Here is a 25928-nt window from a genome sequence, read left to right on the forward strand (position 1 = left end):
CTCTGTGGTGAGGGAAAGCCCCTCAGGATTGATGTTGTTCGTGGTGCTTGATCACTTCCTGGATGATGAAGGCCAGGAAGGTCTTGGCGAACTCGGGGTCGAGGTCGGCCTCGGTCGCAAGATCGGTGAGCCGGGCGATCTGCGCGGCTTCGCGCGCGGGATCGGACGGGGGAAGGTCATGGGCCGCCTTGAGCTTGCCGACGGCCTGCGTGTGCTTGAAGCGCTCGGCCAGCGTGAAGACGATGATGGCGTCCAGCCGGTCTATGCTTTCGCGGTGCTCGGCCAGAAGGGCGGCGGCGCGGGCGGTTTGATCGGTCATGGGCGGGCCTCCGGGCGGGGGTGACGGTAGACGAGGCAGGGCGTCTCGGGGCGCGGCACCTGCGCCGCCATGTCCTGCAGGGCGCCCAGCCGCTCGGCGAGGGCGATGGAGCGGTGGTTCTGTGGGTCGATGTAGGAGACGATAGTCTCCCACCCGAGGACGGCCCAGGCATGGGCGATGGCGGCCTGCGCCGCCTCGTAAGCGTAGCCCTTGCCCTCGGCCTCGGCGGACCAGATCATCCAGCCGACTTCCGTCTCCGGCCAATCCTCGGGGTACCAGGGGCCGACCATGCCGATGGGCGCATCGCTGTCGCGAAGCGTGACCGTCCACATGCCGTAGCCGCGCATGTCCCAATGACCGATCTCCGCCGCCAGCGCGCGCCACGCGGCGCCGAGGGAGACGGGGCCGCCGATGCCGCGGGAGCGGTCGGACATGAAGAAGTCACGCGCCGCCGGCCAGTCCGCCGCATTGGGGCGGCGCAGGACGAGGCGGGGGGTGTCCAGAAGCTCGGTCATGCCGCCGCCTCCGCGGCAGGATGACGCCAGACCTGCACTTCCTTGCCGGAATCGGTGTGCATCGTGCCTTCCAGCACCGCTCCCAGCCGCTCGGCGAGAGCCAGCGAGCGGGCGTTGCCGGGGGCGATGTCGGAATGGAGGGGGCCGAGGCCCTTCTCCTCCCACGCCCAGACGCGGATGGTGCGGGCGGCCTCCTCGGCGTAGCCCCTGCCCTCGAACCCGTCGAAGATCACCCAGCTCAGCTCCGGCTCCGCCATGGTGACCGGGTGCCAGAGGCCGACGCGGCCGGCGGGGCGGCCCGTCGCCGTCTCCGTCAGCCAGAAGGTTCCGTAGCCGCGAACGGCCCATTGGCCGGCATGGATCAGGCAGCTGTCCCAGGCGTCGCGCGGATTGTCCGACGGCCCGCCGAGGTGGCGGCTGCGCTCGCTCGCCGCGAAGGCGGTGAAGGCCTCGACATGCGCCATGGAGACGGGGCCGAGCGTCAGGCGCTCGCTCTGGAGGACCGGCGGCTGGCTCATGCCGCCACCTCGGCGGGGCGGGAGATGCGCAGCACCACGTCGCCCTCGTCCACCGGCTCGGCCGACAGATCCACCACGCCGCCGAGGCGCTTGGCGAGAGCGATGGAGCGGTCATTCTCCGGCTCGATATAGACGGTGACGGAGGGAAGGGCGGTATTGGCCCAGACCCACGGGAGGACCGCCTGCGCCGCCTCGAAGGCGAGGCCGCGGCCCTCGGCGAAGTCCATCAGCGTCCAGCCGATTTCCACCTCGGGGAAATGCGCGGGATGGTTGAGGCCGACGATGCCGGCGAAGCGGCCCGTCTCTTTCTCTTCCAGCGCCCAGCAGCCGTAGCCGTCGATCAGCCAGAGGCCGAAGGCGGCGGCGAAATCCTCCCACGCCAGCGCGCGGCCGCGCGGGCCGCCCTCGTGGCGGGAGCGGTCCGAGGCCCAGAACCCGGCATAGGGCCCGAAATCCTCGCGCCGCGGGCCGCGGAGGATCAGCCGCTCCGTCTGGAGCCGGGGGATGTCGGGCCGCATCGTCACTTCTTCTTGCCGAAGCCGGAGAGGCCGGGGGGCAGGCCGCCCTGTCCGCCGAGGCCGGGCAGGCCGCCGGGCATGCCCTTCATGCCGCCGAGGGCGCGGGCCGCCTCTTCCATCGCCTTGGGGTCGTTCATGTCGGGCATGCCAGCGCCGCCGCCGGGCATCCCGCCCATGCCGCCCTTGCCCATCAGCTGCTTGGCCATCTGGCGCAGGCCACCCTTGCCGCCCTTGCCGATCTTCTTCATCACGTCGGACATCTGGCGGTGCTGCTTGAGGAGACGGTTGAGCTCCTGCACCTCGAGCCCCGCGCCCTTCGCGATGCGCTTCTTGCGGCTGGCCTGCAGGAGGTCGGGGTTGGCCCGCTCCTTCTTGGTCATGGAGTTGATGAGGGCGATCTGGCGGGCGAGCATCTTGTCGTCGACGCCGGCCTCGGAGATCTGCTTTTGCATCTTGCCCATGCCGGGCATCATGCCGGCGAGGCCTTCCATGCCGCCCATCTTGATCATCTGTTCCAGCTGCATCTTCAGGTCGTTCATGTTGAACTGACCCTTCTGGAAGCGGCGGATCATCCGCTCGGCCTGCTCGGCCTCCAGCGTCTGCTGCGCCTTCTCGACCAGCGCGACGATGTCGCCCATGCCGAGGATGCGGCCGGCGATCCGCTCGGGGTCGAAGCTCTCCAGCGCGTCGAGCTTCTCGCCGAGGCCGACGAAGCGGATCGGCTTGCCGGTGACGGCGCGCATCGAGAGGGCCGCACCGCCGCGGCCGTCGCCATCCATCCGGGTGAGGACGACGCCGGTGACGCCGATCTTGTCGTCGAACTCGGTGGCGACGTTGACGGCGTCCTGACCCGTCAGGCCGTCGACGACGAGGAGCGTCTCGCGCGGGTTGGCGACGTCGCGCACGGCGGCGGCCTGGGCGATCAGCTCCTGGTCGATATGCAGGCGCCCGGCGGTGTCGAGCATGTAGACATCGTAGCCGCCGAGGCTCGCCTGCGTCTTGGCGCGCTTGGCGATGGCGACCGGGTCCTCGCCCTTGACGATGGGCAGGGTGTCGACGCCGATCTGCGTGCCGAGGATGGCGAGCTGCTCCATGGCCGCGGGGCGGTTCACGTCGAGCGAGGCCATGAGGACCTTCTTGCCCTCGCGCTCCTTCAGGCGCTTGGCGATCTTGGCCGTCGTCGTCGTCTTGCCGCCGCCCTGCAGGCCGACCATCAGGATCGGCGCGGGCGGGGAGGAGATCTTCAGCGCGCCCGGCTCGGCATCGCCCTTGAGGACGTGGATCAGCTCGTCATGGACGATCTTGACCACCTGCTGGCCCGGCGTGACCGACTTGGTGACCGCCTGGCCAGTGGCCTTGCTCTCCACGGCCTTGATGAACTCGCGCGCGACGGGCAGGGAGACGTCCGCCTCCAGGAGCGCCACGCGCACCTCGCGCATCGCCGCCTTGACGTCATCGGCCGAGAGCGCGCCCTGCTTCGTCAGCCGGTCGAAGACGCCTGAGAGGCGGTCGGACAGATTTTCGAACATCGGCGCGGGCCCTCCGGGCTGTCTTCTTTAGTGCGGGAACGGCCCAGATATGGGGACGGCCCGGCAAACGGCAAACGCCCCCGTGGGCGAAACCTCGCTGACGGGGGGCGATCCCGGCATGTGGGCCGGGACCGGAGGCTCTGGAGCATCCGGATGGGCGGGGCATTAGCCCGGCAGGGGGGCGGGAGTCAAGAAAGGCGGCCGGGCGGGGCGGCCTCGCCTGCGGCAATCGCCCGCCCGCCCGGCCATCCCCGGTGGGCGCCGCGGAAGACGGGGGGTGGGACGGAGAGCGAGGAGGGGGGCCGTCTGCCCCCCGCTGGCTGCGCCACCCCCCCCGAGAGGTACTTGGAAAAGGGCGAGAGCAGGGAGGTGCTTGCCGGCGGCGGCGGGGTCGGGCACGAACGGCCGGCGGGGAGGGAGCGCCATGAGGCCGGCGACGCAGGGACATCTGGCGATGCTGCTGTTCTCGGCGCTGGTCGCCGGGAGCTTTCCGCTCGGCTCGATGGCGGCGCCGCATATCGCGCCGGCGGCGCTCAACGCCATCCGCTTTTGGTGCGCAACGCTGATCCTCGCGCCCATCGTGCTGGCCCGGCACGTGAGGCCGCGGCGGCTGGTGCCGGTGGCGCCCTGGCGGCATGCGCTGCTCGGCGGGCTCTTCGCCATCTACTTCGTCACCATGTTCGAGGGGCTGAAGACGGCGCCGCCCGTCTCCGCCTCCGCCGTCTTCACACTCACGCCGATCATGTCCGCCGGCTTCGGCTGGCTGCTGATGCGCCAGCGGCTGACGGAGCGGATGGGGCTGGCGCTGCTCCTGGGCGGGCTCGGGGCGCTCTGGGTGATCTTCCGCGCCGACGTCGGGGCGCTGCTGGCGTTCGAGGTCGGGCGGGGGGAGGTGATCTTCTTCTTCGGCTGCGCGAGCCACGCGCTCTACACGCCGATGGTGCGCTTCCTAAACCGCGGCGAGAGTGCGCTGAAGTTCACGTTGCCGATGCTCGTCGCCGGGGCCATCATCCTGACGATCTGGGGCGCGCCGGCGCTGCTGACGACGGATTACGCCGCCCTGCCGGCCATCGTCTGGATCACCATCTCCTACACGGCGGTCTTCGCCTCGGCGACGACCTTCGTGCTGCTGCAGTTCGCCACCCTGCGCCTGCCGTCGGCGAAGGTGATGGCCTACACCTACCTCACCCCCTCCTGGGTGATCCTCTGGACGCTGGCGCTCGGCGATCTCCTGCCGCCGCCGCTGATCCTCGCCGGCGTCGCCCTCTCCATCGCCGCGCTGGTGCTGCTGCTGCGCGAGGACTGAGCCGCCTCTGTCTTTGGTCCGAAAAACCTTCGGGGGGCCGAAGGCGGGTGGCAGACAGCCCCCTTCCGCCCTCTCCCCCAGGCGGGCCTCAGGCCTCCGGCACCTCCAGCCCGAGCTCACGCTGCAGGAACGCCTCGAAGGCGTCGAAATCCACGCCCTCCATCTGGCCGAAGCCGGCCATCCAGGCGCTGGCCTCGCGCAGGGCGTCGGGCTCGAGCTTGCACCAGTTGATGCGGCCGCGCTTCTCCTGGCTGATGAGGCCGGCCCCGGCGAGGACGGCGAGGTGCTTGGAGATGGCGGCGAGGGACATCTGGAACGGCTCGGCGACGTCCGACACCGCCATGTCATCCTCCAGCAGCATGGAGAGGATCGCCCGGCGGGTGGGGTCGGCGAGGGCGGCGAAGACGATGTCCAGTGGGGCGGGCATGGGCGCCATTAGGGCAGGCGCGGGAGAAACCTCAACCGGAAGGTTGAACAAGCTGCCGGGGGCCGTGAGCGCGCGCGTGACGGCTGCCGGAACGAAAATTCAGCCCCGCCAATGCGTTACGCCCCCGCTCCCGCAGCTTGACTCGCCGGGGTTCACAAACTAGCAACCTTCCTCGAAACGGATGCGGGATCCACTTGTCCGACCCCAACCAGAGCGAAGCCGACCGCCTCAAGGCTCTTGAGGACCGTCTGGCTCGCGCAAAGGGGAAGGAGCCGGACAAGCCGCACCAGGACAACCACTATTCGCAGGGCCAGCTGGCCTGGCGGATGGTGATCGAACTTGTGGCCGGTCTCTCGATCGGCTTCGGCATCGGATACGGGCTCGACCGCCTCTTCGGCACGACCCCGATCCTCATGGTGCTGTTCATATTCTTCGGCCTCGCGGCTGGCGTGAACGTCATGCTGCGCACGGCACGAGAGATCGGCAACGGCGGGCAGGCGCCCGAGGAGAAGGGGAGTGACAATGGCTGAGCCGTCGGCAGAGGGCGAACTCGTCTTTCACCCGCTCGACCAGTTCATCGTCGAGCCGCTGTTCGGCGATGGCCCCGTGCGCTGGTTCACGCTGACCAACGTGACGCTTTGGATGGCGCTCACCGTGCTCGCCATCATCCTGCTTCTCGTCGTCGGCACCCGTGGCCGCGCCATGATCCCCTCCCGCGCCCAGTCGGCGGCGGAGATGATCTACGGCTTCGTCTACAAGATGATCGAGGACATCTCGGGCAAGGACGGCATCCGTTACTTCCCCTACATCATGACGCTGTTCCTCTTCATCCTCTTCGCCAACGTGCTGGGGCTGATCCCGACGAGCTTCGCCACCACCAGCCACATCGCCGTCACCGGCGTGCTGGCGCTGGCGGTCTTCATCGGCGTCACCGTACTCGGCTTCGTCAAGAACGGCGCGTCGTTCCTCGGCCTCTTCTGGGTGAGCTCCGCTCCCCTCGTGCTGCGCCCGGCGCTGGCGATCATCGAGCTGATCTCCTACTTCGTGCGGCCGGTCAGCCACTCCATCCGTCTTGGCGGCAACATCATGGCGGGCCACGCCGTGATGAAGGTCTTCGCCGGCTTCGCGGCGATCGCCGCCATCTCGCCCATCTCGGTGCTCGCCATCACGGCGATCTACGGGCTGGAGGTGCTGGTGGCCGTGATCCAGGCCTACGTCTTCGCCATCCTGACCTGTGTCTATCTGAAAGACGCGCTGCACCCGGCCCACTGAGGGCCGTGGCGCGAAAGTCGACAACCCAACAATCCATCCAGTCTCAAGGAGTTAAGATCATGGAAGGCAGTATCGCAGAAATGGGCCAGTTCCTCGGCGCCGGCCTCGCCGCCATCGGTTCCGGCCTTGCCGCCGTGGGCGTCGGCACCGTTGCCGGCAACTACCTCTCCGGCGCGCTGCGCAACCCCTCTGCCGCGGCCTCGCAGACGGCGATGCTCTTCATCGGCATGGCCTTCGCCGAAGCCCTCGGCATCTTCGCCTTCCTCGTCGCCCTGCTGCTGATGTTCGTCTGAGCCCACCTGGTGCTCCTTGACGGGGCCGGGCGCAGAGCGCCCGGCCCGACGTACATTCCACGGAGGCGATGATGGAAGAAGACAGCGTCATCGACGCAGAAGGCGAGACCGTATTCGCCACCGGGGGCGAGCTGCATACGCTTGAGGGTCACCCTGTCGAGGTGGCCGACCCCGGCATGCCGCAGCTCGATTTCTCGACCTATCCCAACCAGATCTTCTGGTTGATCATCACGCTGCTCGTCATCTACTTCGTGCTCTCCCGCATCGCCCTGCCGCGCATCGGCTCGGTGCTGGCGGAGCGTGCCGGGACGATCACCAAGGATCTCGCCTCCGCCGAAGAGCTGAAGGCGAAGGCCAAGGAGGCCGAAGCCTCCTACGAGAAGGCGCTGGCCGATGCCCGCGCCGAGGCGGGCCGCATCGCGGAAGAGACCCGCGCCGAGATCCAGGCGGAGCTCGACGCGCAACTGGCGAAGGCGGATGCCGAGATTGCCGCCCGCACGGCGGAGAGCCGCAAGGAACTGGAGGTGATCCGCGCCGAGGCGGATGCCGCCGCGGCCGAGGTCGCCCGCGAGACGGCTCGGGAGATCGTCGCCACCTTCGGCGCCGGGGCAGACCCGGGCAAGGTCGACGCGGCCGTCGACGCACGGACGAAGGGGTAAGGACATGCGCAGACTTCTGAACGCAGCCATCACCGCGCCGGCCGTGCTCGCCGCCACGCTGGTCTCTGCCGCCCCGCTCTGGGCGCAGGAGATCGACGAGGCGATCGAGATCGAAGGCGGCGAGGCGCATGTCGCCGAGGCGGATGGCGCGCACGACACCTTCCTGTCGCTCTACAACACCGACTTCATCGTGTTGCTGGCGTTCATCCTCTTCATCGGCATCCTGCTCTACTTCCGCGTGCCGCGGATGATCACGCGGCTCCTCGACAACCGCTCCGACACCATCAAGTCGGAGCTGGAGGAGGCCCGGGCGCTGCGCGAAGAGGCCCAGGCGCTGCTTGCCTCCTACGAGCGCAAGCACAAGGAGGTCGAGGCCCAGGCGGAGCGTATCGTCTCCAATGCCCGGTCTGAGGCGCAAGCCGCCGCCGATGCCTCGAAGGCGGAGATCGAGCGGTCTGTCTCTCGCAAGCTGGCCAGCGCGCAGGAGCAGATCGAGGCGGCCCGCGCCGCGGCCATCCGCGAGGTGCGTGACAGTGCGGTGACCATCGCCGTCGCCGCCGCCCGTGACGTCATCGCCGAGCATGTCGGCCAGTCGCAGGGCAGCCAGCTGATCGACGAGTCGATCTCGACGGTGGAGCAGAAGCTGCACTGACGCCGCCACAGCGGACGACCAGGCAAACAGGGGCGCTCCCAGCGGGGCGCCCCTATTGCGTTGCGGCCGCCTCCCGCGCGATCCGCTCGACGTCCTCGCTGAGGTCGAGCGCGGCGAGCCCCTCCAGCGGCACCCAGGCCGCCTCCAGCGCATCATCCGCCGACACCGGCTCTCCCCGCCGCCAGTCGCAGCGCAGCGCGACCATCACGAAGTGGCGCCGCAGCGCCCCCTCCACCCTGTCACAGGCATCGAGCGCCGTCAGCACCTCGCCGGCCTCGGCGGAAACGCCGGTCTCCTCAAGCAGCTCCCGCGCGGCGGCGTCCTGCAGGCTCTCCCCGAACTCCACCTTGCCACCCGGAAAGCCCCACATCCCGGCATCCGGCGGATTGGCCCGCCGGACCAGAAGCACGTCACTTCCGCGTAGTACCACGGCCAGCACGGCGACGATCGGTCGCTCCATCCCTGTCTCTCGCCCTTTTCGAAATACTCCGGGGGTGTGGGGGCAGCGCCCCCACCGCACTCAAGGGTGTGCGCCGCAGGCGCTCCGCTTCGTAGCCGTCACCGCCGCCCCTCGCGGATCCACGCCGCGAGGATCAGCCCGGCCGCCAGCAGCAGGAAGGCCCAGGCCGGCAGCAGCGGCGTCACCGTGATGTCCGTCGCCCGGTAGGCGCCGCGCGGCGTGATGCCGATCCAGCCGCGCCCCGCCGCCGGCCGCCCCTCGCGCACGTCGCGGAGGGTGGGCAGCCCGGCGGAGACGGGGACAACGGCGCCGCCCGTGCCCGCCAGCACCGGCTCCAGTACCGCGCCCGAGGCGATCGTCTCCTCGAACTCGCGGGGCGCCGCCGGGCCGAGGGCGATGACCGTCTCCTCCTCGCCATCCGTCAGCCGGTAGAGGCCCATCTCCGGCGCCTGCCAGAGCGCCTCGAAGCGGCCGGGGGAGACCTCCTCCAGCGTCACGACGCTCTCCGAGCCGTCCGGGCCCGTGACCGTGACGGGGGGTGTCTCCTCGTCCATCGTGCGGCGCACGATGCGCATGGTCTGGCCGGAGGGCTCTGCCCAGAGGCTCTCCTCCTCCAGCTCCGGCTCCTTCATCAGCCAGTGGGCGAGGCGGCGCAGCATCTCCTGCTGCGGGCCGCCGCCCTCGTAGCCTCGGTCCCACAGCCACGCCTGGTCGGAGGCGAGCAGCGCGACGCGCCCCTCGCCGACCCGCTCCAGCATCAGCAGAGGCTCCTCGCCCTCGCCGCGCATCACCACCTGCGCCCCCGGGGTCGGCTCCACCTCCACCTGGCGGAACCAGCGTCCCCACTCCGGCGCGCCGTCGACTGTCTCGTTGGCGCCGTCCAGCGCCGCCGTCACCGGGTGACGCAGGCCCTGCTTGGTGAGGTAGGGGGCGAAGGCGTTCTCCACCAGCCGCGCCGTCGGCTCGCCGGGCAGCACGAAGCCGAGTGGCGAGCGATAGATCGAGGCGGCGCCGGCATATTCCGGACCGGCGGCGACGAGCACCGCGCCGCCGTAGCGGACATACTGGGCGATGTTCTCGAAGTAGTCGGAGGGCAGGATGCCCCGGCGGGAGTAGCGGTCGAAGACGATCAGGTCGAACTCGTCGATCTTCTCGAGGAACAGCTCGCGCGTCGGGAAGGCGATGAGCGATAGCTCGTCCACTGGCACGCCGTCCTGCTTCTCCGGCGGGCGGAGGATGGTGAAATGCACGAGGTCCACCGCGGCATCGGCCTTCAGCAGGTTCCGCCAGGTGCGCTCGCCGGCATGGGGCTCGCCGGAGACGAGCAGCACGCGAAGCCGGTCACGCACGCCATTGATCTGCACCACGGCGGCGTTGTTGCGCCCCGTAAGCTCGCCCTCGACCACGGGCGTGGAGAACTGCAGCACGTTCATGCCGCCGTGGGGAAGCGTCACCGGCAGCTCGATATCCTCCCCGGCCGGCACCTCGAACTCCAGCGGCGGGCCACCGTCGATGGAGATGGAGAGGGGGATGTTGCCGCCGGGCCCAGGGGCGGCGCCCTGATCCTCCAGCCGGAGGGTCAGCGAGATCTGCTCGCCGAGGATGGCGAAGTCGGGCGCGTTGCGCACCACCAGCCGGCGATCCCAGTCCTCCTCCTCGCCGGTGAGCAGCAGGTGGGTCGGCGCCGGCAGGGCAGGGGCCCGTTCCAGATCGTGCAGGCGCCCGTCGGAGAGGAGGACAACGCCGGCGATACGCCCCATCGGCTCCTCGGCGATGGCCTCGGTGAGGGCGGTCATCAAGAGCGTGCCGGAATCGTCGGCGCCGTCACCGACGGTGACGACGCGCAGTTCGGTGTTCTCCCGCGCGGCCACCAGCCGCTGCAGGTGGGCCAGCGCCTCCTCGGTCTGAGCGGGGCGGGTGGCGATGCGCTGGCTGGCGCTTTCGTCCACCACCGCGATGACGATGTCGGAGAGCGCCTGCCGCTCCTCCTCCTGCAGGGAGGGGCCGGAGAGGGCGAGCACCAGAACGGCGGCGGCGAGGCCGCGGAGCCACGCGCCCCGCTGGCGCCGCCAGAGGGAGAGGACGAGCGCGAGCACGGCCAGCCCGGCGGCGACCCAGACGAGGGGCCGGCCAAGCAGCGGGTCGAAGATGATCTCGCCAGTCACGCGCGCCGCTCCCTCAATTGCCCAGCCGTTCCAGCAGCGCCGGGACATGGACCTGGTCGGATTTGTAGTTGCCCGTCAGCACGTGCATCACGAGGTTGACGCCGAAGCGCAGCGCCAGCTCCCGCTGCCGGTCGCCGGCCTGCCCGCGCCCGATGGGCAGGAGCGGGGCGCCGATCTCGTCCACTGCCCAAGCGGCGGCCCAGTCGTTGCCGCCGATCACCACCGGCGTCACGCCGTCGTTGAGGTTGCGGAAGGGCATCCCCTCCAGCTGCTCGGCATCGGGCGTGCTCGCCTCGACCCAGACGTCATGGCTGGCAAAGCGTCCGGGGAAGTCCTGCAGCAGGTAGAAGGTGCGGGTGAGCACGTGATCGGCCGGCAGCGGCTCCAGCGGCGGGATGTTCAGCGGCCGGGCGAGAGCCTGCAGCATCCGCCCCTCGGGCGTGCTGCCGCCGAAGGTGCCGAGATCAGAATCGCGGGTGTCGAAGACGATCATCCCGCCGCCGGCGAGGTAGCGGTTGAGCTTGTCGTAGGCGGCGGGGGAGGGCAGCGCCATGTCCGCCGTCACGGGCCAGTAGAGCAGCGGGAAGAAGGCCAGCTCGTCCGCCTCGATATCGACGCCCATCGGCGGGCCCGGCTCCACAGAGGTGCGGGCGAAGAGCGTGCGCGACAGGCCGAGGAGCCCCGCCTCCGCCAGCTCGTCCACCGTGTCGTCGCCGGTGAGGACATGGGCCAGCACCACCTCGGAGGTGGCGATCTCGGCGAAAAGGTCCGTCCCGGTCTCTGCCGGGGCCTCCCCCTCCTGCGCCCGCGCCGGGCCGGGGGGCAGGGCGGAGAGGAGGACGATGGCCAGTGCCGCGGCGGCTCCCCGACCGGTGCCCCGACCGCCACCGCGCAGGCGGCCGCTGAGGGCGAGGGAGGCGATCATGTCGAGGAGCAGCAGCCCCAGCGCCACCGCCAGCAGCCAGCCTTGCAGCGGCAGCTCGGCGCGGGCGGCGAGCCCCTCCACCGGCACGTCCGCCGGCCACGTGGCGGGGGCGAGCGACATCTCCTCGGAGCCGACGTTGATCGCCAGCGCCCGCTCGCCGGAGGAATAGAGGCCGGGCAGCAGCTCGGGCCCCGGCGTGCCGGCGGCGAGGCGGGCACCGGGCACGCCCGGCAGGTCATCCGCCGGCGCCAGTCGCCCGAAGGCATCGATGAGCTGCTCAGGTTGCCAGATCGTCCCCTCCAACGCCTCCGCCTGCTCGGCGGGGGCGCCGGCGGTGAGGGCGAGCCGCTCCAGCATCTGCACGAAGAGGCCGGAGAGCGGCAGCGACGACCACTCGGCATTGGCGGTGACGTGGAAGAGGATCACCTGCCCCGCGCCGACCTCGCGGCGGGTGACGAGAGGCGTGCCGTCGGCCAGCTCGGCGACGACGCGCGCCGCCAGCTCCGGCCCCGGCTCCGCCAGCACCTGCGCGCTGACCTCGACATCGGGCGGCACCGGCAGGCCGAAGAAGGGCGAGCCCGGCTCGAAGGGCGCCAGCGCCTTCGGCTCCCCCCAGCTCATCGCCCCGCCGACGGAGCGGCCCCCGGCACGCAGGCGCACGGGCAGGAGCGGATCGGTCTCCCCCACCGCCACGTCGGCGGCGGCGAGGCGCGGGCCGGCAAAGCGCAGAAGGAGCCCTCCGTCCTCCACCCAGGCCTCCAGCGCCTGCGTCTCCTCGGGGGAGATCTCGGCGACGTCGGCGAGGATGATGGCGTCGGGGTTGGCGAGCACGATGTCCCCCAGCGTGCCCTCGATGAGGTCCGCCGAGGGCTCCAGCGCCTCGTGGAGGTAGTGGAGCGGCGAGAGCAGCTCGGGCAGCTCGTCGGAGGTGCCGCCGGCCAGCAGCGCGATCTCCCGCCGGCGCAGAGCGTCGCCGGTCAGCTGCACGGCGGCGGCGGAGCGGCGGCCGGGCAGCTCGACGCGGGTCAGGCGGTTGCGCAGCTCGGGCGGCAGGTCGAGCCGCACCTCGGCCTCCGCCTCGCCGGGGGCGAAGCTGAGCTCCGCCTCCGCCAGCGGGCGCTCGGTGCCGGACGGGTCCAGCCCCACGGCGGCGGCGGTGACGGTGAGGTCGGGGCCGACGGGGGTGCGTGTGGCACGCAGCACGACCTCGCCCTCCTCGGCCGCCAGCGGGCGGAGGGCGACGATGGAGCGCGGCGTCTGGAAGACGCTGACCGGCCCGTGCGACTGCAGGAGGGAAAGGAGCGGCGCCCGGCTCGCCCGCTCGAGCCCGTCGGAGAGCCAGTAGGTCTCGAACGGCCCTTCGAGGCTCGCCGCGAAGGCGGTGAGATCCTGCGGCTCCCACGGGCGCGGCTGGACGCCGGGGAGGGACTGGGCGAGCGCCTCGGCGGGTCCGAAGACCGGCGCCTCGGCCGGCGGGTCTGTCAGCGCGACGAGAGCGGTGGGCCGCCCGAGACGCCGCGCCTCGGCCAGCAGCGCCTCGATCCGGTCGGTGCGCGCCGGCCAGTCGGGCGCGTCGGCCCAGCTGGCATCGGCGAGAATGAGGAGCGGCCCGTCGCCGGGCGTGCGCTCCGACGGGTTCAGCACCGGGCCGGCGAAGCCGAGGATGACGAGGCCGAGGGCGGCGAGGCGCAGCAGCAGGAGCCACCATGGCGTGCGGTCCGACTGGCTCTCCTCGTCGCCGAGGCCGAGGAGCAGCGCCACGGCCGGGAAGCGCCGGCGGATCGGCGCAGGCGGGACGGCGCGCAGGATCAGCCAGAGGATCGGCAGAAGGACGAGGCCGAGGAGGAGCCAGGGGGCGGTGAAGCCGAGGGGGCCGAGGAGGGTCATCGCGCGGCTCCGGCCGGTTCACGGGTGGAAAGCGGCCGGGGGGCGCTGCCCCCCGGACCCCCCGAGGTATTTTGGGCCAGATGAAAGGGCGGACGGGACGCCAGCGAGACGGGGCGGGCGGTGGCGCGCGTGGAGGCGCAGGTTGAAGGAGCCGCGGCGCGCGGCGCGGGGGCCGGGCGGCGGGGCCGGGGGGAGAGGGCGTCGGGGCGGGTCATGTCAGGCGCGCTGGTCCAGGGCCGTGTAGAGCCAGAGGAGGGCGGGGGCCGCCGGCTCCGACGTCAGGTGCGTGGTGAAGAGCCAGCCGGACATGCGGGCGAGCTGCGCGAGGCGGTCCTTCCGCTCGGCGAGGCGATCGAGGTAGCGCTGGCGCAGCGCGTCGGCCTTCAGCGTCTCGTGGCGGAGGGAGCCGGCGCCCGATTCGAAGATGGTGCGGCCGCGGAAGGGGAAGCTCTCCTCCTCCGGGTCGAGGATCTGCAGGAAGGCGCCGCGGATGCCGCGATCCGCCGCCTGCGCGATGGCCGCCTCGAGCGGGGCCGGATCGCCGAGGAAATCGGAGAGGAAGACGGCGCGCGAGTGCGGCGGCAGCCCCTCCTGCCCCGGCAGGCCGTATTCCGCGCTCTCCTCCCCCACCAAAGCGTTGGCGAGGCGGGCCAGCTGCGCCTCGCCCGGGCGGGGCGGCAGGCCGTCGCCCTCCGCGGTGGAGCCGGTGAGGCCGACGCGCTCACCGCCGCGGATGAGCAGGGCGGAGAGGGCAAGGGCGAGAAGGCGGGCACGCTCCGCCTTCTGGGGGATCCTGTCCGAGGAGGCGTGGCGCATCGCCGAGGAGCGGTCGACCCAGAGGGCGACGGACTGGGCGATCTGCCACTCCTTGTCCTGTACGAAGGTCTGGTCCGTCTTGCCGGAGCGGCGCCAGTCGATGCGGGTGCTGGCGTCGCTCTGGTGGCTGGGCCGGTACTGCCAGAAGCTGTCGCCGAGGCCGGCCCGCCGCCGGCCGTGCTGGCCGAGCGCCACCGTCGCCGCCAGCTGCTCCGCCGAGGCCAGCAGGGGCGGCAGCGGATCGGCCAGCGCCTCGGCGCGCGAGCGGAGGTCGGCGGGCGCGCTCACGCGGCGCGGCCGACGCGGGTGACGTCTTCCGTCACCCGGCCGATGAGCCCATCGAGGCTCTCGCCCCGGGCACGGGCGGCGAAGCCGAGCGACATGCGGTGCTTGAGGATCGGCGGGGCGAGGCGCGCCACGTCCTCCGCCGAGGGGGCGAGGCGGCCGTTGATCAGCGCCTCGGCCCGCACGCCCAGCATCAGCGCCTGCGCGGCGCGGGGGCCCGGGCCCCAGGAGAGCGACTGGCGGATGTAATCGGGCGCCTCGGGCTCCCCCGGGCGGCAGGCGCGGACGAGATCGAGGATCATCTCGACGATCCCCTCGCCCACCGGCATCCGGCGCAGGAGCTGCTGCGCGTCGATCAGCTCGGCAGCGGTGAAGACCTCGTGCGTCTGCCCCTCCGCCGCGCCGGTGGTGGCGAGCAGGATGTCGGCTTCGGTCTGGCGCGTCGGGTAGGGCACGTCGATCTGCATCAGGAAGCGGTCGAGCTGCGCCTCGGGGAGCGGATACGTCCCCTCCTGCTCGATCGGGTTCTGCGTGGCGAGCACGTGGAACGGCGGGCCGAGCCGGTGGTGCTGGCCGGCGATCGTCACCTCCCGCTCCTGCATCGCCTGAAGGAGGGCGGATTGCGTGCGGGGGGAGGCCCGGTTGATCTCGTCGGCCATCAGCAGCTGGCAGAAGACCGGGCCGGGGATGAAGCGGAAGGACCGGGCGCCGTCCGCGGCCGTCTCCAGCACCTCGGAGCCGAGGATGTCCGATGGCATCAGGTCGGGCGTGAACTGGATGCGCGAGGGGGCGAGGCCCATCACGGTCGCCAGCGTGTCCACCAGCCGGGTCTTGCCGAGACCGGGCAGGCCCACGAGCAGCGCGTGGCCGCCGCAGACGAGCGCGGCGAGCGACAGGTCCACCACCCGCTCCTGCCCGATGAAGCGGCGCGCGATAGCGGTGCGGGCCTCGCCCAGGCGGGCGCCGAGGCTCTCGATGGCGGCGACGAGGTCTTCGCTGCCCGTCTCTTCTCGGCCCGTCATGTCAATTCTCCTTGGCCCTGCGCGTGACGCTGCTACCCTGCCAGCAATCGGGGGCGCTCCGCAAATCCAATGGGCAACACAAGTCAGAGAGAAGCGCGCGAACGGCGGGCGGGAGGATGACGTGAGTGAGAGCGGTGTTCAGACGGGCGGCATGAGCCAGGGCGCGGCCGACAGGCTGGCCGGAGCGGCCCGCGCCGCCGGCGGGCGGGGCCTGCCGCCGGTGCACAAGTGGGATCCGCCCTTCTGCGGCGATCTCGACATGCGCATCGCCCGCGACGGCACGTGGTTCTACCTCGGCACGCCCATCGGAAGGGCGGAGCTGGTGCGGCTCTTCTCCACCATCCTGCGGAAGGACGGGGAGGAGTATTTCCTGGTCACCCCCGTGGAGAAGGTGCGCATCCGGGTCGATGACGCGCCCTTCGTGGCGGTGGATTTCGAGGCCGGGCCGGAGGGGCTGACCTTCCTCACCAATGTCGGCGACCGGGCGCTGGCGGGGCCGGAGCACGCCATCCGCGTCGAGCGCGACGAGGAGACGGGGGAGCCGGCGCCCTACATCCACATCCGCGCCGACCTCTGGGCGCTGATCGACCGCAAGAGCTTCTACCGGCTGGTGGAGATCGGCGAGCGGCAGGAGGTGGAGGGCGTGCGCTGGTTCGGGCTCGGCTCGGCCGGCAAGTTCTTTCCGATCATCGAGGCGGCGGAACTAGATGTTTGATCTTGCGTTGCTTCTTCGGCAATAGGGCGGGGTGAAACGGCCGTTTCGTCGGCCGAAATGACGTGGCGTCGTAGGGGGTACATCTGATGAGATCGCAATCGGCCGCCGGGGGCCGGGCCTGATGCCTCGTTTCGCCGCCTGCCTCGCCTCCCTCTGGCCCGGCCTGTCGCTGACAGAGGCGGCGGGCCGTGCCGCCGATGCCGGATTCGATGCCGTCGAGGTGACCGACCCCTATTCCGCCCCCATCCCGGAGCTTGCGGAGGAGCTGCGGCTGAGGGGCCTCGCCGTCAGCGCCATCGCCTGCCCGCCGCCGAACTACACCGGCGGCCAGCGCGGCTTCGCCGCCGTGCCAGGGCTGGAGGTGCGCTTCAAGGGAGACCTGCGCCGGGCGCTGCGCTACGTGAAGGCGCTGGGCGCGCAGAACCTGATCCTCATGGCCGGAGAGGCGGAGGGGGAGGCGGCGCGCCAGACGTTGCTCGCCAACCTCGCCCACGCGCGGGAGCAGCCGACGGGCACCCGCCTGCTGATCCGCCCCGTCTCTCCCCGCCGGCATCCGGGCGCCATGCTCGGCGACCTCGGCCTCGCGGAGGAGGTGGTGCGGCAGGTGGGCCCCGAGAAGCTGGGGCTCGTCTTTGACGCATGGCACATCCACGAGATGACGGGCGACGTGGCGGGGACATGGGCACGCCTCCACCCGCTCGTCGGCCACGTGCAGGTGGCCGGCTATCCCGGCGGCCACGAGCCGGCCGGCGGCGAGATCGACTACCCGGCCTTCTTCGCCCAGATGGACGAGAGCGGCTACAAGGGCTGGGTCACGGGCAACTATCGCCCCGGCGGTACGGTCGAAGCCGGGCTCGGCTGGCGGGCTGCCCGGGGGGGATGAGCGGCGGCGCCGTCGCAGTCTGACCGGTGTCTGCCCGCAACCATGCAGGGATCGATGCCGTGTTTGCTGCCAGATCTCTCCGTCCCAATCTTGGCGCAACGGCTGCAGGCGCAGGGCGAGTGCCTGCCCGTGGGGTGGCGCTCGGACATTCCCGCTGAGCGCTTAATGCCAGCCAGACCCCTCACCGACCTGAGCGACGCACCCAGCCCCACCAGAGCGCCAGCCCGTGGGGACGGGCAGGCGCTCGCCCTGCGCCTTTGGCGCGTACCGGGCGGGGGCACCGCTCGGGCGGGGTGACCCAGGGGCGCTGATAGCGGGGCTTTGCTCCGCCCCCCCTCACTCGCTCAGCGCCTGCGCCAGCCGCATGAGCTGCACAGCCTCTCCCCGATAGCCGAACGGGTCCTCGCCCCGGCTCTCCGCCGCCAGCGCGATGGCCTCGGCGTAGCCCCACTCGCCCAGCCAATCGCCGCCCGTAAGGAGCTGGCCGAAGCCGGCGATGGCCGCGGCGAAGGCGGCCTCCTGCCCGGGCTCATCGGCCCCCGCCGCGATCGGCGTCTCCAGAAGCTGCGAGGCGTCCTCCCCCGGCGCCTTCCAGCGCAGGCGCAGGAAGCCCAGCTCTCCGTCATGATCCGCAGCCTCCGGCGCCTCCGCGGCGTAGCGCAGATCCTCCGTCAGGCGGGCGGGGGAGCCGACGGCGGTGATCTCGTAGAGCGCCGTCACCTGGTGGCCGGCGCCGAGCTCGCCGGCATCCACCCGGTCATTGGCGAAATCCTCGCGGGCCAGCGCCCGCGTCTCGTAGCCGATGAGGCGGTACTCGGCGATCTCCGCCGGGTTCCACTCCACCTGCACCTTCACGTCGCCGGCGATGGGGAAGAGCGCGCCGGTGAGCTGATCCACCAGCACCTTGCGCGCCTCGGAGAGCGTGTCGATGTAGGCCGCCTGCCCGTTGCCGCTCTGCGCCAGCGCCTGCATCGCCGCATCGTCGAGGTTGCCGCGCCCGAAGCCGAGGACGGAGAGGTAGGTGCCGCTGTCGCGGTTGCCGGCGATGTACTCCTCCAGCGCGCCGGGATCGGAGAGGCCGACGTTGAAGTCGCCATCCGTCGCCAGCAGCACCCGGGAGACCTCGCCCTCGCCGCCCATCTCCTCCGCCAACCGGTAGGCCGCCTCCAGCCCGCCCTGCCCGTTGGTGGACCCGCCGGCGCCGAGGCCCTCCAGCGCCGCGAGAATCGTCTCGCGATCGCCCGCCGCGGTCGGCGGCAGGGCAACCCCGGCGGTGCCGGCGTAGGAGACGATGGCCACCTGATCCTCCGCCCGGAGCTGGGGGAGCATCAGGCGGAGGCTCTGCTGCAGGAGCGGCAGCTTGTCCGGCGCCGCCATCGAGCCGGAGGTATCGACGAGGAAGACGAGGTTGAGCGGCGGGCGATCCGCGACGGCGGGCATCTCGCCCTGCAGGGCGATGCGCACTAGCTGCGTGCCGGCGTTCCACGGCGTCTCGAAGACGTCGATGGTGGGGCGGAACGGCGCCTCGCCGGCCTCGGGGGCCGGGAGGTCGTAGGGGAAGTAGTTGATCATCTCCTCGATGCGCACCGCCTCTTCCGGCGGCAGCTGCCCGTTCATGATGGAAGAGCGGATGACCGACCACGAGGCGGTGTCGACGTCGATGGAGAAGGTGGAGACCGGCTCCTCCGCCGTCACCTTCAGCGCGGTCTGGGGCGCATTGGCGAAGGCCTCCGTGTCCGCCTGCGGCAGGGGCGCCGGCTCGGTGAAGGAGGGGGCCATCTCCGCCATCGGCGCGGGGGCGGGCGCCGTGAGCATCGCGTCGCCGGCCGAGCGGGAGAGGGCATGAGGGGCGAAGCCCTCCCCCTCCGCCGGGGCGGGGGCCATGCGGGTCTGCGCCTCGGGGGCGGGGGGCGCCATGCGCGGGGCGGCTTCGGGAGCGTCGCCCGCGGGGGCGCTTTCCTCGACGGCCGGCTGGTCGTAGCCCCAGAGCTCGACCTCCATGTCCTGCCAGTCGCCGGCGGGTTCGATGCGGGCGGCATCGCCCTCGCCCTGCACGGCCGGCTGGGGCGCGGAGCCGCCCTTGAGGCCGGGGGCGCGCTGGAAGAGCTCCTCCCCCGCGGGGCTGACGAGGACGAGGCCGCAGGCGACGACGGCGGTGGTCAGGCCGAGGCCGGCCTTGCTGGTGAGAGCATCGAGCATCCGTTTCACTCCTCTGAACGGGCCCCCGGCGGGGCGATCAGGGGTGAGACGGGCGCCGCCGCGCGAATCTTGGAGCGCGGCGAAATTTTCCCTCGCGAGGCGCAGGTCCGCCGCCTTCTTCCCCGCATCGGGGGCGGGCGTGGCGGCGCGTGCCGCGCGGCGCAGCTCGTCCATGTCGAAGAGGTCGTCATCGCCGGATGTCATGCGCTCTCCTCTTCTGCCCGCATGGCGCGCAGGCGCTTCTTGGCCTCGCTGACGCGCCACGAGATCGTTCCCTCGCTGACGCCGAGCACGGCGCCCGCCTCGGCATGGCTCACCTCGTCGAGCACCAGCGCCAACGTGTCCCGCAGATCGTCCGGCAGGCGGGTCATGGCGGCGAGCAGCCACTCGCCCCGTGCCTTCGCCTCGGCCATCTCGTCCTGCCGGGCCCGCTCCCAGTCGCCCCAGCCATCCGCCGCCTTGGCCCGCGCGCCCTGCCGGCGCCGCCGGTCATGGGCGGCGTTCACCGCCACCCGGTAGAGCCAGGTGGAAAAGCGCGACTCGCCGCGAAAGCGGGAGAGCTTGGCGGGCAGGGCTGCGCAGATGTCCTGCGTCAGGTCCTCCGCCTCGGCGCGGGCACCGGTGAGGCGGAAAGCGAGGGCGAAGAGACGGTCGTAATGACGGGCGAGCAGCGTGGCGAAGGCTTCCCCGTCGCCCGCCGCCGCCAGCCCAGCAAGGGTCTCGTCGCCGCGTTCCATCAGCATCACGGATGGTTGGACGCGGGCCGGCGGTCAATCCTTGGCGGTGGGGCGAAAAAATTCCGGATCAGATCACATCCAACGCCGCGCCCGCCGGGACGGGCAAGCGCTCGCGCGGCGCCTTCGGCTTGAGTCCGGGCAGGTCAGCGCCTCGATCCGGAGTCCGCGTCGTCCCGCGAACCTGACCGACACGCTCTGAACAAGCCACCACAGACCTTGCCGCCCAGACGAAAACCGGGCCGCGGATTGGTCCGCGGCCCGGCAAGCTCTCAGTCATGAGCGACGGCTCACTCCATCGGCAGGACGTCGGCCTCGGCGATGGGGCTGATCCAGATCGGGTTGGAGAAGGCTTTCTTCTCGGCGCCGTCGGTCACCGTCAGCGCGACCCAGCCCGCGCCGTCGCCGGCCTCGGGGGTGAAGGTAAACTCCGCCGTCGCCTCGTCTTGGCCGTCGAAGCTCACCGTCTCGATCTCGCCCTCGGGGCCGACGAGCGTGGCCGAGGCCAGCCCGTTGACGGAGGTGAGGTCGAAGGAGACCGTCTGCTCCTCGCCCGCAGCGGCGCGCATCTGCGTGCCGAACATGACGGAGGGCTCGATGAGTGGGCCGCGGGTCATGTAGGCGTGGCCGTCCTTGAGGTTCGCCACGAAGCCCTCGGCGCTCAGCTCACCCGGCACGTGCACGTAGGCGCGGGCGGAGCCGGTGCCGTCGTTCCACACGTCATGGGCGTCGGAGCCGGCGGAGAGGTAGATCTGCTGGCCCTTGCTCCACAGCTGGCCGGCGCGGGCGAAGACGGCGGCGTCGTCGCCCTCTCCGTTCAGCTCCAGCAGGTCGAAATCGGGGGCGAAGCCGCCCGGCACGACACCGCCCTCGAGGCTGGCGAGGTAGCCATAGGGGATGAACGGGTGGTTCGACTGGATGGCGTCGGCCCCCATGCGGCGCGCCTCGGCCATGATCTCGGCCGCCGTGGCGGTGGAGGTGTCGACCTCCAGCGTCGCGTCCAGGTCCATCGGGTAGGCGTTGAAGTGCCCCCAGGAGGAGGAGAACTCGATGGACGGGATGAAGGGCACGGAGCGGCTCGCGGCCAGCTCGTCCAGCGCGGCGTAGTTGACGACGCTGTCATGGTCGCTGACGAAGATCAGGTCCAGCCCCGCGGCCAGCTCGCTGCGGGCGAGGTATTCCGGCGGCGTCGTGCCTTCCAGCTGGTCGGCGTGATGGTGCATGTCGGAGGCGTACCAGCTGTCCTCGTAGGGGCGGGCCAGCAGCTCCAGCATCACCTCGACATCCTGCGTGGCGCCGGACTCGACGGTCACGTCCACCTCCTGCCCGGTGCCGAGGAACCCGGCGCCGTGGCCGACGGTGAAGACATACTCCCCCGGGGCCAGCGAGGCTTCGGCCTGGCCGATCTCGTCCAGCGTGGTGAAGATGGTCTGCCGGCCGAGGAACTCCACCAGCGGGGCCTGCCCCTCGGTGATGGTGATGCGCGCGTCCAGCGGCTCGCCGGCATCGTCCGTCACCGTGAAGTTGAGCGTGCCCGGGGCTTCGAGGTCGGCAAAGTCCAGCGTCGTGGCGCCGTCGGCGCTGACGGTGAGGGCCTGCGGCTCGGAGTCAGAATAGCCCTCGGCGGTGGCGTAGACGCTGTACTCGCCTGCGGGCAGGTCGATCTCGTAGCTGCCGTCGGGCGTCTGCGTCCACGCGAAGGGGGTGCCGTCCTTCTCGACGACGAGCACGGCGTTCTCGATGGCGCCGTCGGTGCCGGCGATGTCACCGCTGACGGTGCCGGCCGGGCCTTCGCCGCGAGAGATCTCGTTGGCGACGACGGCGGCGAGATCGCCCGAGCCGCCGACCTGCAGCCAGCCCTCGAAGCTGCGGCTCTCGCCGGGGGCGAGGGTGTGGGTGAGGTAGAGATCCTTGGTATCGTACTCGACATGGTCGAAGTAGGGCGCGTGGAGCGCGATCGACCAGTCGCTGTCATAGGCGACGACGCGGTCGGAGAGCGCGCCCTCGACGTCGCCGTCGACGACGCCGGGCACCGGGAAGAGGTAGCCGCTGTCGGGCCAGAGCGTGAAGCCGGAGAGCAGGCCTTCGAGCGCCGTCTCGCCGTTGTTTGTCATCTCGGTGACGAGGTGGATGGCGTCGGAGCCGTCCTCCAGCGTGTAGGTGGTGGCGAGGTCCGCCTCGCCGAAGTTGCGGGTGATGCGGATCACCGCCTCTTCGGGCGTGTCGGTGACGATCTCCACCTCCAGCCCGTCATTGGGCCAGGCGGACCAGTTGTTCGGGATGAAGTCGGCGAAGGCGATACGGTCGAGATCGGCAGCGCCGTCCTTCACCGCGGCGAGGTCGACGATGGCGCCCCGCGGCACGCCCCAGGGGGCCTGGCTGTCGATGGCCAGCGTGAAGGCCAGCTGGTCGTTCATGACGGTGATGTCGCCGGAGGCGAGCGCCTCGCCGTCGGGAATCGCGGAGGGGCCCTCGGTGATGGAGACATCGGCGAAGGCGGGGCTGGCGAGGCTGGCGGCGGTGCCAAGCAGCAGCGCTGTACGGATGGACATGGGCGAACCTTTCGATGGTGCGATTGGTCGGATGAATTGTTTGATTGGTCAGACAATGCGCCGCTCAAGTGCCGGATTGCAACCGGTTTCTCCGAAAGCGGCGTCTGGATGTCGAAATGCGACGCGTACGTAGGGGGAGAGGGGCGGGAAGGGCAAGGATGGCCGGCCAGAGGCGAGGAGCGCGGTTCACCTTTCAAGGCGACGGGCGGTGATGGTCTGCCAGAGGAACTGACGTCTCACGCCGGCCCGTGGGGTGGCGCAGCAACGTGGCCGCTGAGCGCTTTATCCCTGCCAAGCGCCTCCCCGCCCTGAGCGAGGCACCAAGCCCAGCCAGAGCGCCAGCCCGCGGGGACGGGCCGGCGCTCGCGCGGCGCCTGCGGCTTGATTCCGCGCGGGGAAGAAGCGGCGACGTTTGGCAGGAAGTCCGGCGTTCCGAGCGAGTCCCCGTAGGGTGGGTTTCCAACCCACCATTCCCGGCCCGCCAAATGCACCACCCTTGCACGCCGGCCTGTGGGATGGCGCTCCGACGCCCGCGCTCAGTGCTTTATGCCAGCCAAGCTCCTCTTCGCGGCCCGCTGAGCGCCAAGACCAGCCGGAGCGCCAGGCCGCCGGGACGGGCCGGCGCTCGCGCGGCACCTGTGGCTTGATTCCGCTCTGGAGGAGGAGCGGCGGCCGGGGCTCCGGGGGCCCGCCTACGGCCTTGGCACCCGGCCCGCCCTCAATACCTCCGCGTCGGGCGCCGCGCGGCCACCTCGCGGCCGCGGCGGCGCTCGCGGAGATAGACGAAGACGCCCGAGGCGAGGATCAGCGCCATGCCGACCCATGTCACCGGCGCCGGCAGCGTCCCGAAGACGGCCCAGCCCCAGAAGACTGCCAGCGGCAGGCCGGCGTATTCGAAGGGCGCGATGGTCGCCGCGTCCGCCGCCCGGTAGGCGGCGGCGAGGCAGTAGCCGACGAGTCCGGAGCAGAAGCCCAGCCCCACGAAGAGCCACAGGTCCCTCCCCTCCGGCCAGACCCAGGCGCGCAGCAGGAAGAGCAGGCTCTCGTTCGTCTGCCCCTCCGCGAAGCGCCCGTCTCCCGCCGCAAGGTAGAAGGCCACCGCGACGACGAGGAAGATGCATTGAGTGTAGATCGCCATGGCGGCCGCCGGCATGTCCGCCCCGAGGCGGCGGGTCAGCACCATTGTGCCCGCGTAGGTCAGCGCCGCCAGCAGCGGCAGCGCCAGCACGAGGCGGGAGGCGTGCAGCTCCTCCCCGCCCGCCCAGGGGCGCTGCATGATCAGCACGCCGAGAAAGCCCACCGCCACGGCGGAGAGGCGCAGCGGCCCCACCTTCTCCCCCAGCACGGGGATGGAGAGCAGCGTGATGAACAGCGGCGCCACGAAGAAGAGCGCGGTCGCCTCCGCCAGCGGCAGAGCCGCGAGGGCGGCGAAAAACGCCATGTTGGAGATCACGAGGCAGAGCCCGCGGACGAGGTGCAACCCCGGCCGCCGCGTCTTCAGCGCCCGCCAGCCGCCCTCGTACTGCAGCAGCGTCAGCGTGAAGACGAGGCCGAGAACCGAGCGGGCGAAGACCATCTGGTGCAGCGGGTAGCCCCCCGAGAGCGCCTTGATGAGCATGTCGTTCACCGAGATCGCGGCGGTGCCGAGCAAGATGAGAGCGATGCCGAGGGTGGGGCGGTCCGGGCGGGCGGCGACGAGCGGGGTCATGCCCCTGCGCTATGCGCGCCGCCCCTCCGGGGCAAGAGGCGTCAAGCCCGGGCCCGAATGCCCCCCAGTGTCCTGCGCCGTAGCGCCCCGGTCACAGCCACGCCGGCTCACGTGTGATAACGCGAAGCTGAACGGGACGATGCCATATTGCTGCCTATCTGCCCTGAGAGATCAGGGACTTGGTGAAAGTGACCGATTCTTTGCAGGCGGGCGGATATATTCCCCGCCGCCGAGCGTCTCGGTCAGACGGTTTCGCGAGCGGCGGGACATTTACGAAGAGGCGGCCCGGCCTCGATGGGGAGGCGGGCGGAGATTGAAGTGATGAGTTTCGAAAAACTGCCCATGGTGCTGGACCCCCCGTCGATGGAGAGCGACGGACGCGACATCCTCGATATCGCACTGGAGACGGTGCGCCAGCATCTCGGCATGGAAGTTGCCTACCTCTCGGAATTCGTGGGCGACCTGTCCATCTTCCGCGCCGTCAGCGCGCCGGGGCTGGAGGAGATGGCCTTCCCGGGCAAGGAGCTCGAGAAATCCGCCGTCTACTGCCAGCACATCCTAGACGGACGACTGCCGCGGCTGATCCCCGACACCAGCGCCTTCTCCATCGCGCGGGAGATGCCGATCACCCATGCCGTGCCCATCGGCAGCCATGTCAGCGTGCCGGTGCATCGCGAGGATGGCAGCGTTTACGGCATGTTCTGCTGCCTCAGCCCGACGCCGAACCCCTCCCTCAACGAGCGCGACCTGCGGGTGATGGAGACCTTCGCCGCCATCGCCGCCGGGCAGCTCAACAAGACCCTCATCAAGCGCGCCGAACAGGCGGAGGCGGCGTTGCGGATCGACGGCCTGCTGCAGGGCGGCGAGGGGCTGCAGATCGTTCTGCAACCCATCGTCGAGCTCGCCACCGGTGAGCTCACCGGCTTCGAGGCGCTCAGCCGCTTCTCCGGCACCCCCTACCGGACGCCGGATGTCTGGTTCTCCGAGGCCAACGCGCTCGGCCGGCAGATCGAGCTGGAGGCGCTGGCGGTCAGCAAGGCGCTGGCGCTGATGCCGCAGCTGCCGCCGGGGGCCTCCCTCTCCATCAATGCCTCGCCGGAGACGGTAACCTCCGGCATCCTCGCCACCCTCGCCGAGGCGTCGGAGCCGCACCGGCTGGTGGTGGAGCTGACGGAACATGCGATCATCGAGAATTACGAGCGCGTCTCGGAGGAGATCGAGAGGCTGCGCGCCCTCGGCGTGCGCATCGCCGCCGACGACGTGGGCGCCGGCCATTCCGGCCTCACCCAGATCCTGCGGCTGAAGCCGGAGGTGATGAAGCTCGACCTCGGCCTCGTGCGCGACATCGACACCGATTCCGCCAAGCGCTCGCTGGTGCGCGGCATGGTCTACTTCGCCGACGAGATCGGCACCCGCATCGTCGCCGAGGGGATCGAGACGGAGGCGGAGCTGGTCACGCTCCGCCGCCTCGGCGTGCACAAGGGGCAGGGCTACCACATCGGCCGCCCGGTCGACCTCGCAGGCACGCAGGCGTGGCTCGCCGCGCGGGCCCTGCCGCAGGCGGTCTGA

Annotated in this window: 24 protein-coding genes; 9 read left to right on the plus strand and 15 right to left on the minus strand. The window is 71.2% G+C overall.

Annotated features, from left to right (window positions below; translation table 11 throughout):
* Window positions 1–22 precede the first annotated feature (22 nt).
* The 5 genes from GY170_RS01570 to ffh are packed head-to-tail and all read right to left on the minus strand — an operon-like array spanning window position 23 to window position 3399.
* Window positions 23–319, minus strand: a complete 297-nt coding sequence (locus GY170_RS01570) for a chorismate mutase (RefSeq protein WP_163889336.1) — start codon at window positions 317–319, stop codon at window positions 23–25.
* Complete coding sequence (locus GY170_RS01575) at window positions 316–834, minus strand: GNAT family N-acetyltransferase (protein WP_163889338.1); 519 nt, start codon at window positions 832–834, stop codon at window positions 316–318. Before GY170_RS01575 ends, GY170_RS01570 begins: the two co-directional genes overlap by 4 nt.
* Complete coding sequence (locus GY170_RS01580) at window positions 831–1352, minus strand: GNAT family N-acetyltransferase (protein ID WP_163889340.1); 522 nt, start codon at window positions 1350–1352, stop codon at window positions 831–833. The genes GY170_RS01575 and GY170_RS01580 overlap by 4 nt, the downstream gene beginning before the upstream one ends.
* Complete coding sequence (locus tag GY170_RS01585; protein ID WP_163889342.1) at window positions 1349–1870, minus strand: GNAT family N-acetyltransferase; 522 nt, start codon at window positions 1868–1870, stop codon at window positions 1349–1351. The genes GY170_RS01580 and GY170_RS01585 overlap by 4 nt, the downstream gene beginning before the upstream one ends.
* Window positions 1871–1872: 2 nt before the next feature.
* On the minus strand, window positions 1873–3399 hold the full coding sequence (ffh, locus tag GY170_RS01590; RefSeq protein ID WP_163889344.1) for a signal recognition particle protein: 1527 nt from the start codon (window positions 3397–3399) through the stop codon (window positions 1873–1875).
* A 424-nt stretch (window positions 3400–3823) separates the two neighbouring features.
* On the opposite strand from ffh, the gene GY170_RS01595 reads away from it, so the two are divergent.
* The gene (locus GY170_RS01595; protein WP_163889346.1) at window positions 3824–4705 is read left to right on the plus strand and encodes a DMT family transporter; all 882 of its coding nucleotides are present in this window, start codon (window positions 3824–3826) and stop codon (window positions 4703–4705) included.
* An 88-nt stretch (window positions 4706–4793) separates the two neighbouring features.
* On the opposite strand, the gene GY170_RS01600 is transcribed toward GY170_RS01595, so the two are convergent.
* Window positions 4794–5132, minus strand: coding sequence for an ArsR/SmtB family transcription factor (locus GY170_RS01600; RefSeq protein WP_163889348.1), 339 nt, complete (start codon window positions 5130–5132; stop codon window positions 4794–4796).
* A 194-nt stretch (window positions 5133–5326) separates the two neighbouring features.
* Here GY170_RS01600 and GY170_RS01605 point away from each other — a divergent pair, with 194 nt between their 5' ends.
* The 5 genes from GY170_RS01605 to GY170_RS01625 all read left to right on the plus strand — a co-directional run bounded on the left by GY170_RS01605 (window position 5327) and on the right by GY170_RS01625 (window position 8008).
* Window positions 5327–5662 carry an AtpZ/AtpI family protein gene (locus tag GY170_RS01605; RefSeq protein ID WP_163889350.1) on the plus strand — a complete coding sequence of 112 codons (336 nt, stop codon included), beginning with the start codon at window positions 5327–5329 and terminating at the stop codon, window positions 5660–5662.
* On the plus strand, window positions 5655–6404 hold the full coding sequence (locus GY170_RS01610; protein WP_163889352.1) for a F0F1 ATP synthase subunit A: 750 nt from the start codon (window positions 5655–5657) through the stop codon (window positions 6402–6404). The genes GY170_RS01605 and GY170_RS01610 overlap by 8 nt, the downstream gene beginning before the upstream one ends.
* 59 nt (window positions 6405–6463) lie before the next feature.
* Entirely contained in the window at window positions 6464–6697 is a 234-nt protein-coding gene (locus tag GY170_RS01615; protein ID WP_163889354.1) for a F0F1 ATP synthase subunit C, read from the plus strand.
* Between the two features lie 176 nt (window positions 6698–6873).
* On the plus strand, window positions 6874–7356 hold the full coding sequence (locus GY170_RS01620; protein ID WP_235924025.1) for a F0F1 ATP synthase subunit B': 483 nt from the start codon (window positions 6874–6876) through the stop codon (window positions 7354–7356).
* A 4-nt stretch (window positions 7357–7360) separates the two neighbouring features.
* On the plus strand, window positions 7361–8008 hold the full coding sequence (locus tag GY170_RS01625; RefSeq protein ID WP_163889358.1) for a F0F1 ATP synthase subunit B family protein: 648 nt from the start codon (window positions 7361–7363) through the stop codon (window positions 8006–8008).
* 52 nt (window positions 8009–8060) lie between these two features.
* Here the strand turns inward: GY170_RS01625 and GY170_RS01630 are convergent, their stop codons facing one another.
* The 5 genes from GY170_RS01630 to GY170_RS01650 all read right to left on the minus strand — a co-directional run bounded on the left by GY170_RS01630 (window position 8061) and on the right by GY170_RS01650 (window position 15568).
* Window positions 8061–8468 carry an NUDIX hydrolase gene (locus tag GY170_RS01630; RefSeq protein ID WP_163889360.1) on the minus strand — a complete coding sequence of 136 codons (408 nt, stop codon included), beginning with the start codon at window positions 8466–8468 and terminating at the stop codon, window positions 8061–8063.
* Between the two features lie 98 nt (window positions 8469–8566).
* Entirely contained in the window at window positions 8567–10633 is a 2067-nt protein-coding gene (locus tag GY170_RS01635; RefSeq protein WP_163889362.1) for a hypothetical protein, read from the minus strand.
* Between the two features lie 13 nt (window positions 10634–10646).
* Window positions 10647–13445, minus strand: coding sequence for a DUF4159 domain-containing protein (locus tag GY170_RS01640; protein WP_163889364.1), 2799 nt, complete (start codon window positions 13443–13445; stop codon window positions 10647–10649).
* A gap of 216 nt (window positions 13446–13661) precedes the next feature.
* A complete protein-coding gene (locus GY170_RS01645; RefSeq protein ID WP_163889366.1) occupies window positions 13662–14549 on the minus strand; it encodes a DUF58 domain-containing protein in 888 nt (295 codons plus the stop codon).
* Complete coding sequence (locus GY170_RS01650) at window positions 14546–15568, minus strand: AAA family ATPase (protein ID WP_163889368.1); 1023 nt, start codon at window positions 15566–15568, stop codon at window positions 14546–14548. The genes GY170_RS01645 and GY170_RS01650 overlap by 4 nt, the downstream gene beginning before the upstream one ends.
* 151 nt (window positions 15569–15719) lie before the next feature.
* Between GY170_RS01650 and GY170_RS01655 the strand changes: the two genes are divergently transcribed.
* Together GY170_RS01655 and GY170_RS01660 are read left to right on the plus strand one after the other, a co-directional pair.
* Window positions 15720–16283 (plus strand): DUF1285 domain-containing protein, encoded by a 564-nt coding sequence (locus GY170_RS01655; protein ID WP_163891084.1) that lies wholly within the window; start codon window positions 15720–15722, stop codon window positions 16281–16283.
* A 121-nt stretch (window positions 16284–16404) separates the two neighbouring features.
* Window positions 16405–17166 carry a hydroxypyruvate isomerase family protein gene (locus GY170_RS01660; protein WP_163889370.1) on the plus strand — a complete coding sequence of 254 codons (762 nt, stop codon included), beginning with the start codon at window positions 16405–16407 and terminating at the stop codon, window positions 17164–17166.
* Between the two features lie 336 nt (window positions 17167–17502).
* Here the strand turns inward: GY170_RS01660 and GY170_RS01665 are convergent, their stop codons facing one another.
* From GY170_RS01665 to GY170_RS01680, 4 genes are all read right to left on the minus strand, one after another.
* Window positions 17503–19569 (minus strand): VWA domain-containing protein, encoded by a 2067-nt coding sequence (locus GY170_RS01665; RefSeq protein WP_163889372.1) that lies wholly within the window; start codon window positions 19567–19569, stop codon window positions 17503–17505.
* Window positions 19566–20102 carry an RNA polymerase sigma factor gene (locus GY170_RS01670; RefSeq protein WP_163891086.1) on the minus strand — a complete coding sequence of 179 codons (537 nt, stop codon included), beginning with the start codon at window positions 20100–20102 and terminating at the stop codon, window positions 19566–19568. Before GY170_RS01670 ends, GY170_RS01665 begins: the two co-directional genes overlap by 4 nt.
* Window positions 20103–20389: 287 nt before the next feature.
* Window positions 20390–22651 (minus strand): CehA/McbA family metallohydrolase, encoded by a 2262-nt coding sequence (locus tag GY170_RS01675; protein ID WP_163889374.1) that lies wholly within the window; start codon window positions 22649–22651, stop codon window positions 20390–20392.
* A gap of 718 nt (window positions 22652–23369) precedes the next feature.
* A complete protein-coding gene (locus tag GY170_RS01680; protein WP_163889376.1) occupies window positions 23370–24359 on the minus strand; it encodes a DMT family transporter in 990 nt (329 codons plus the stop codon).
* Window positions 24360–24680: 321 nt separating this feature from the next.
* Between GY170_RS01680 and GY170_RS01685 the strand changes: the two genes are divergently transcribed.
* Window positions 24681–25928: a sensor domain-containing phosphodiesterase gene (locus GY170_RS01685; RefSeq protein WP_203531129.1), complete on the plus strand. Its 1248-nt coding sequence runs from the start codon at window positions 24681–24683 to the stop codon at window positions 25926–25928.

This window comes from Pseudoroseicyclus tamaricis, assembly GCF_012070395.1.
Classification (GTDB): Bacteria; Pseudomonadota; Alphaproteobacteria; order Rhodobacterales; family Rhodobacteraceae; genus Pseudoroseicyclus_A; species Pseudoroseicyclus_A tamaricis.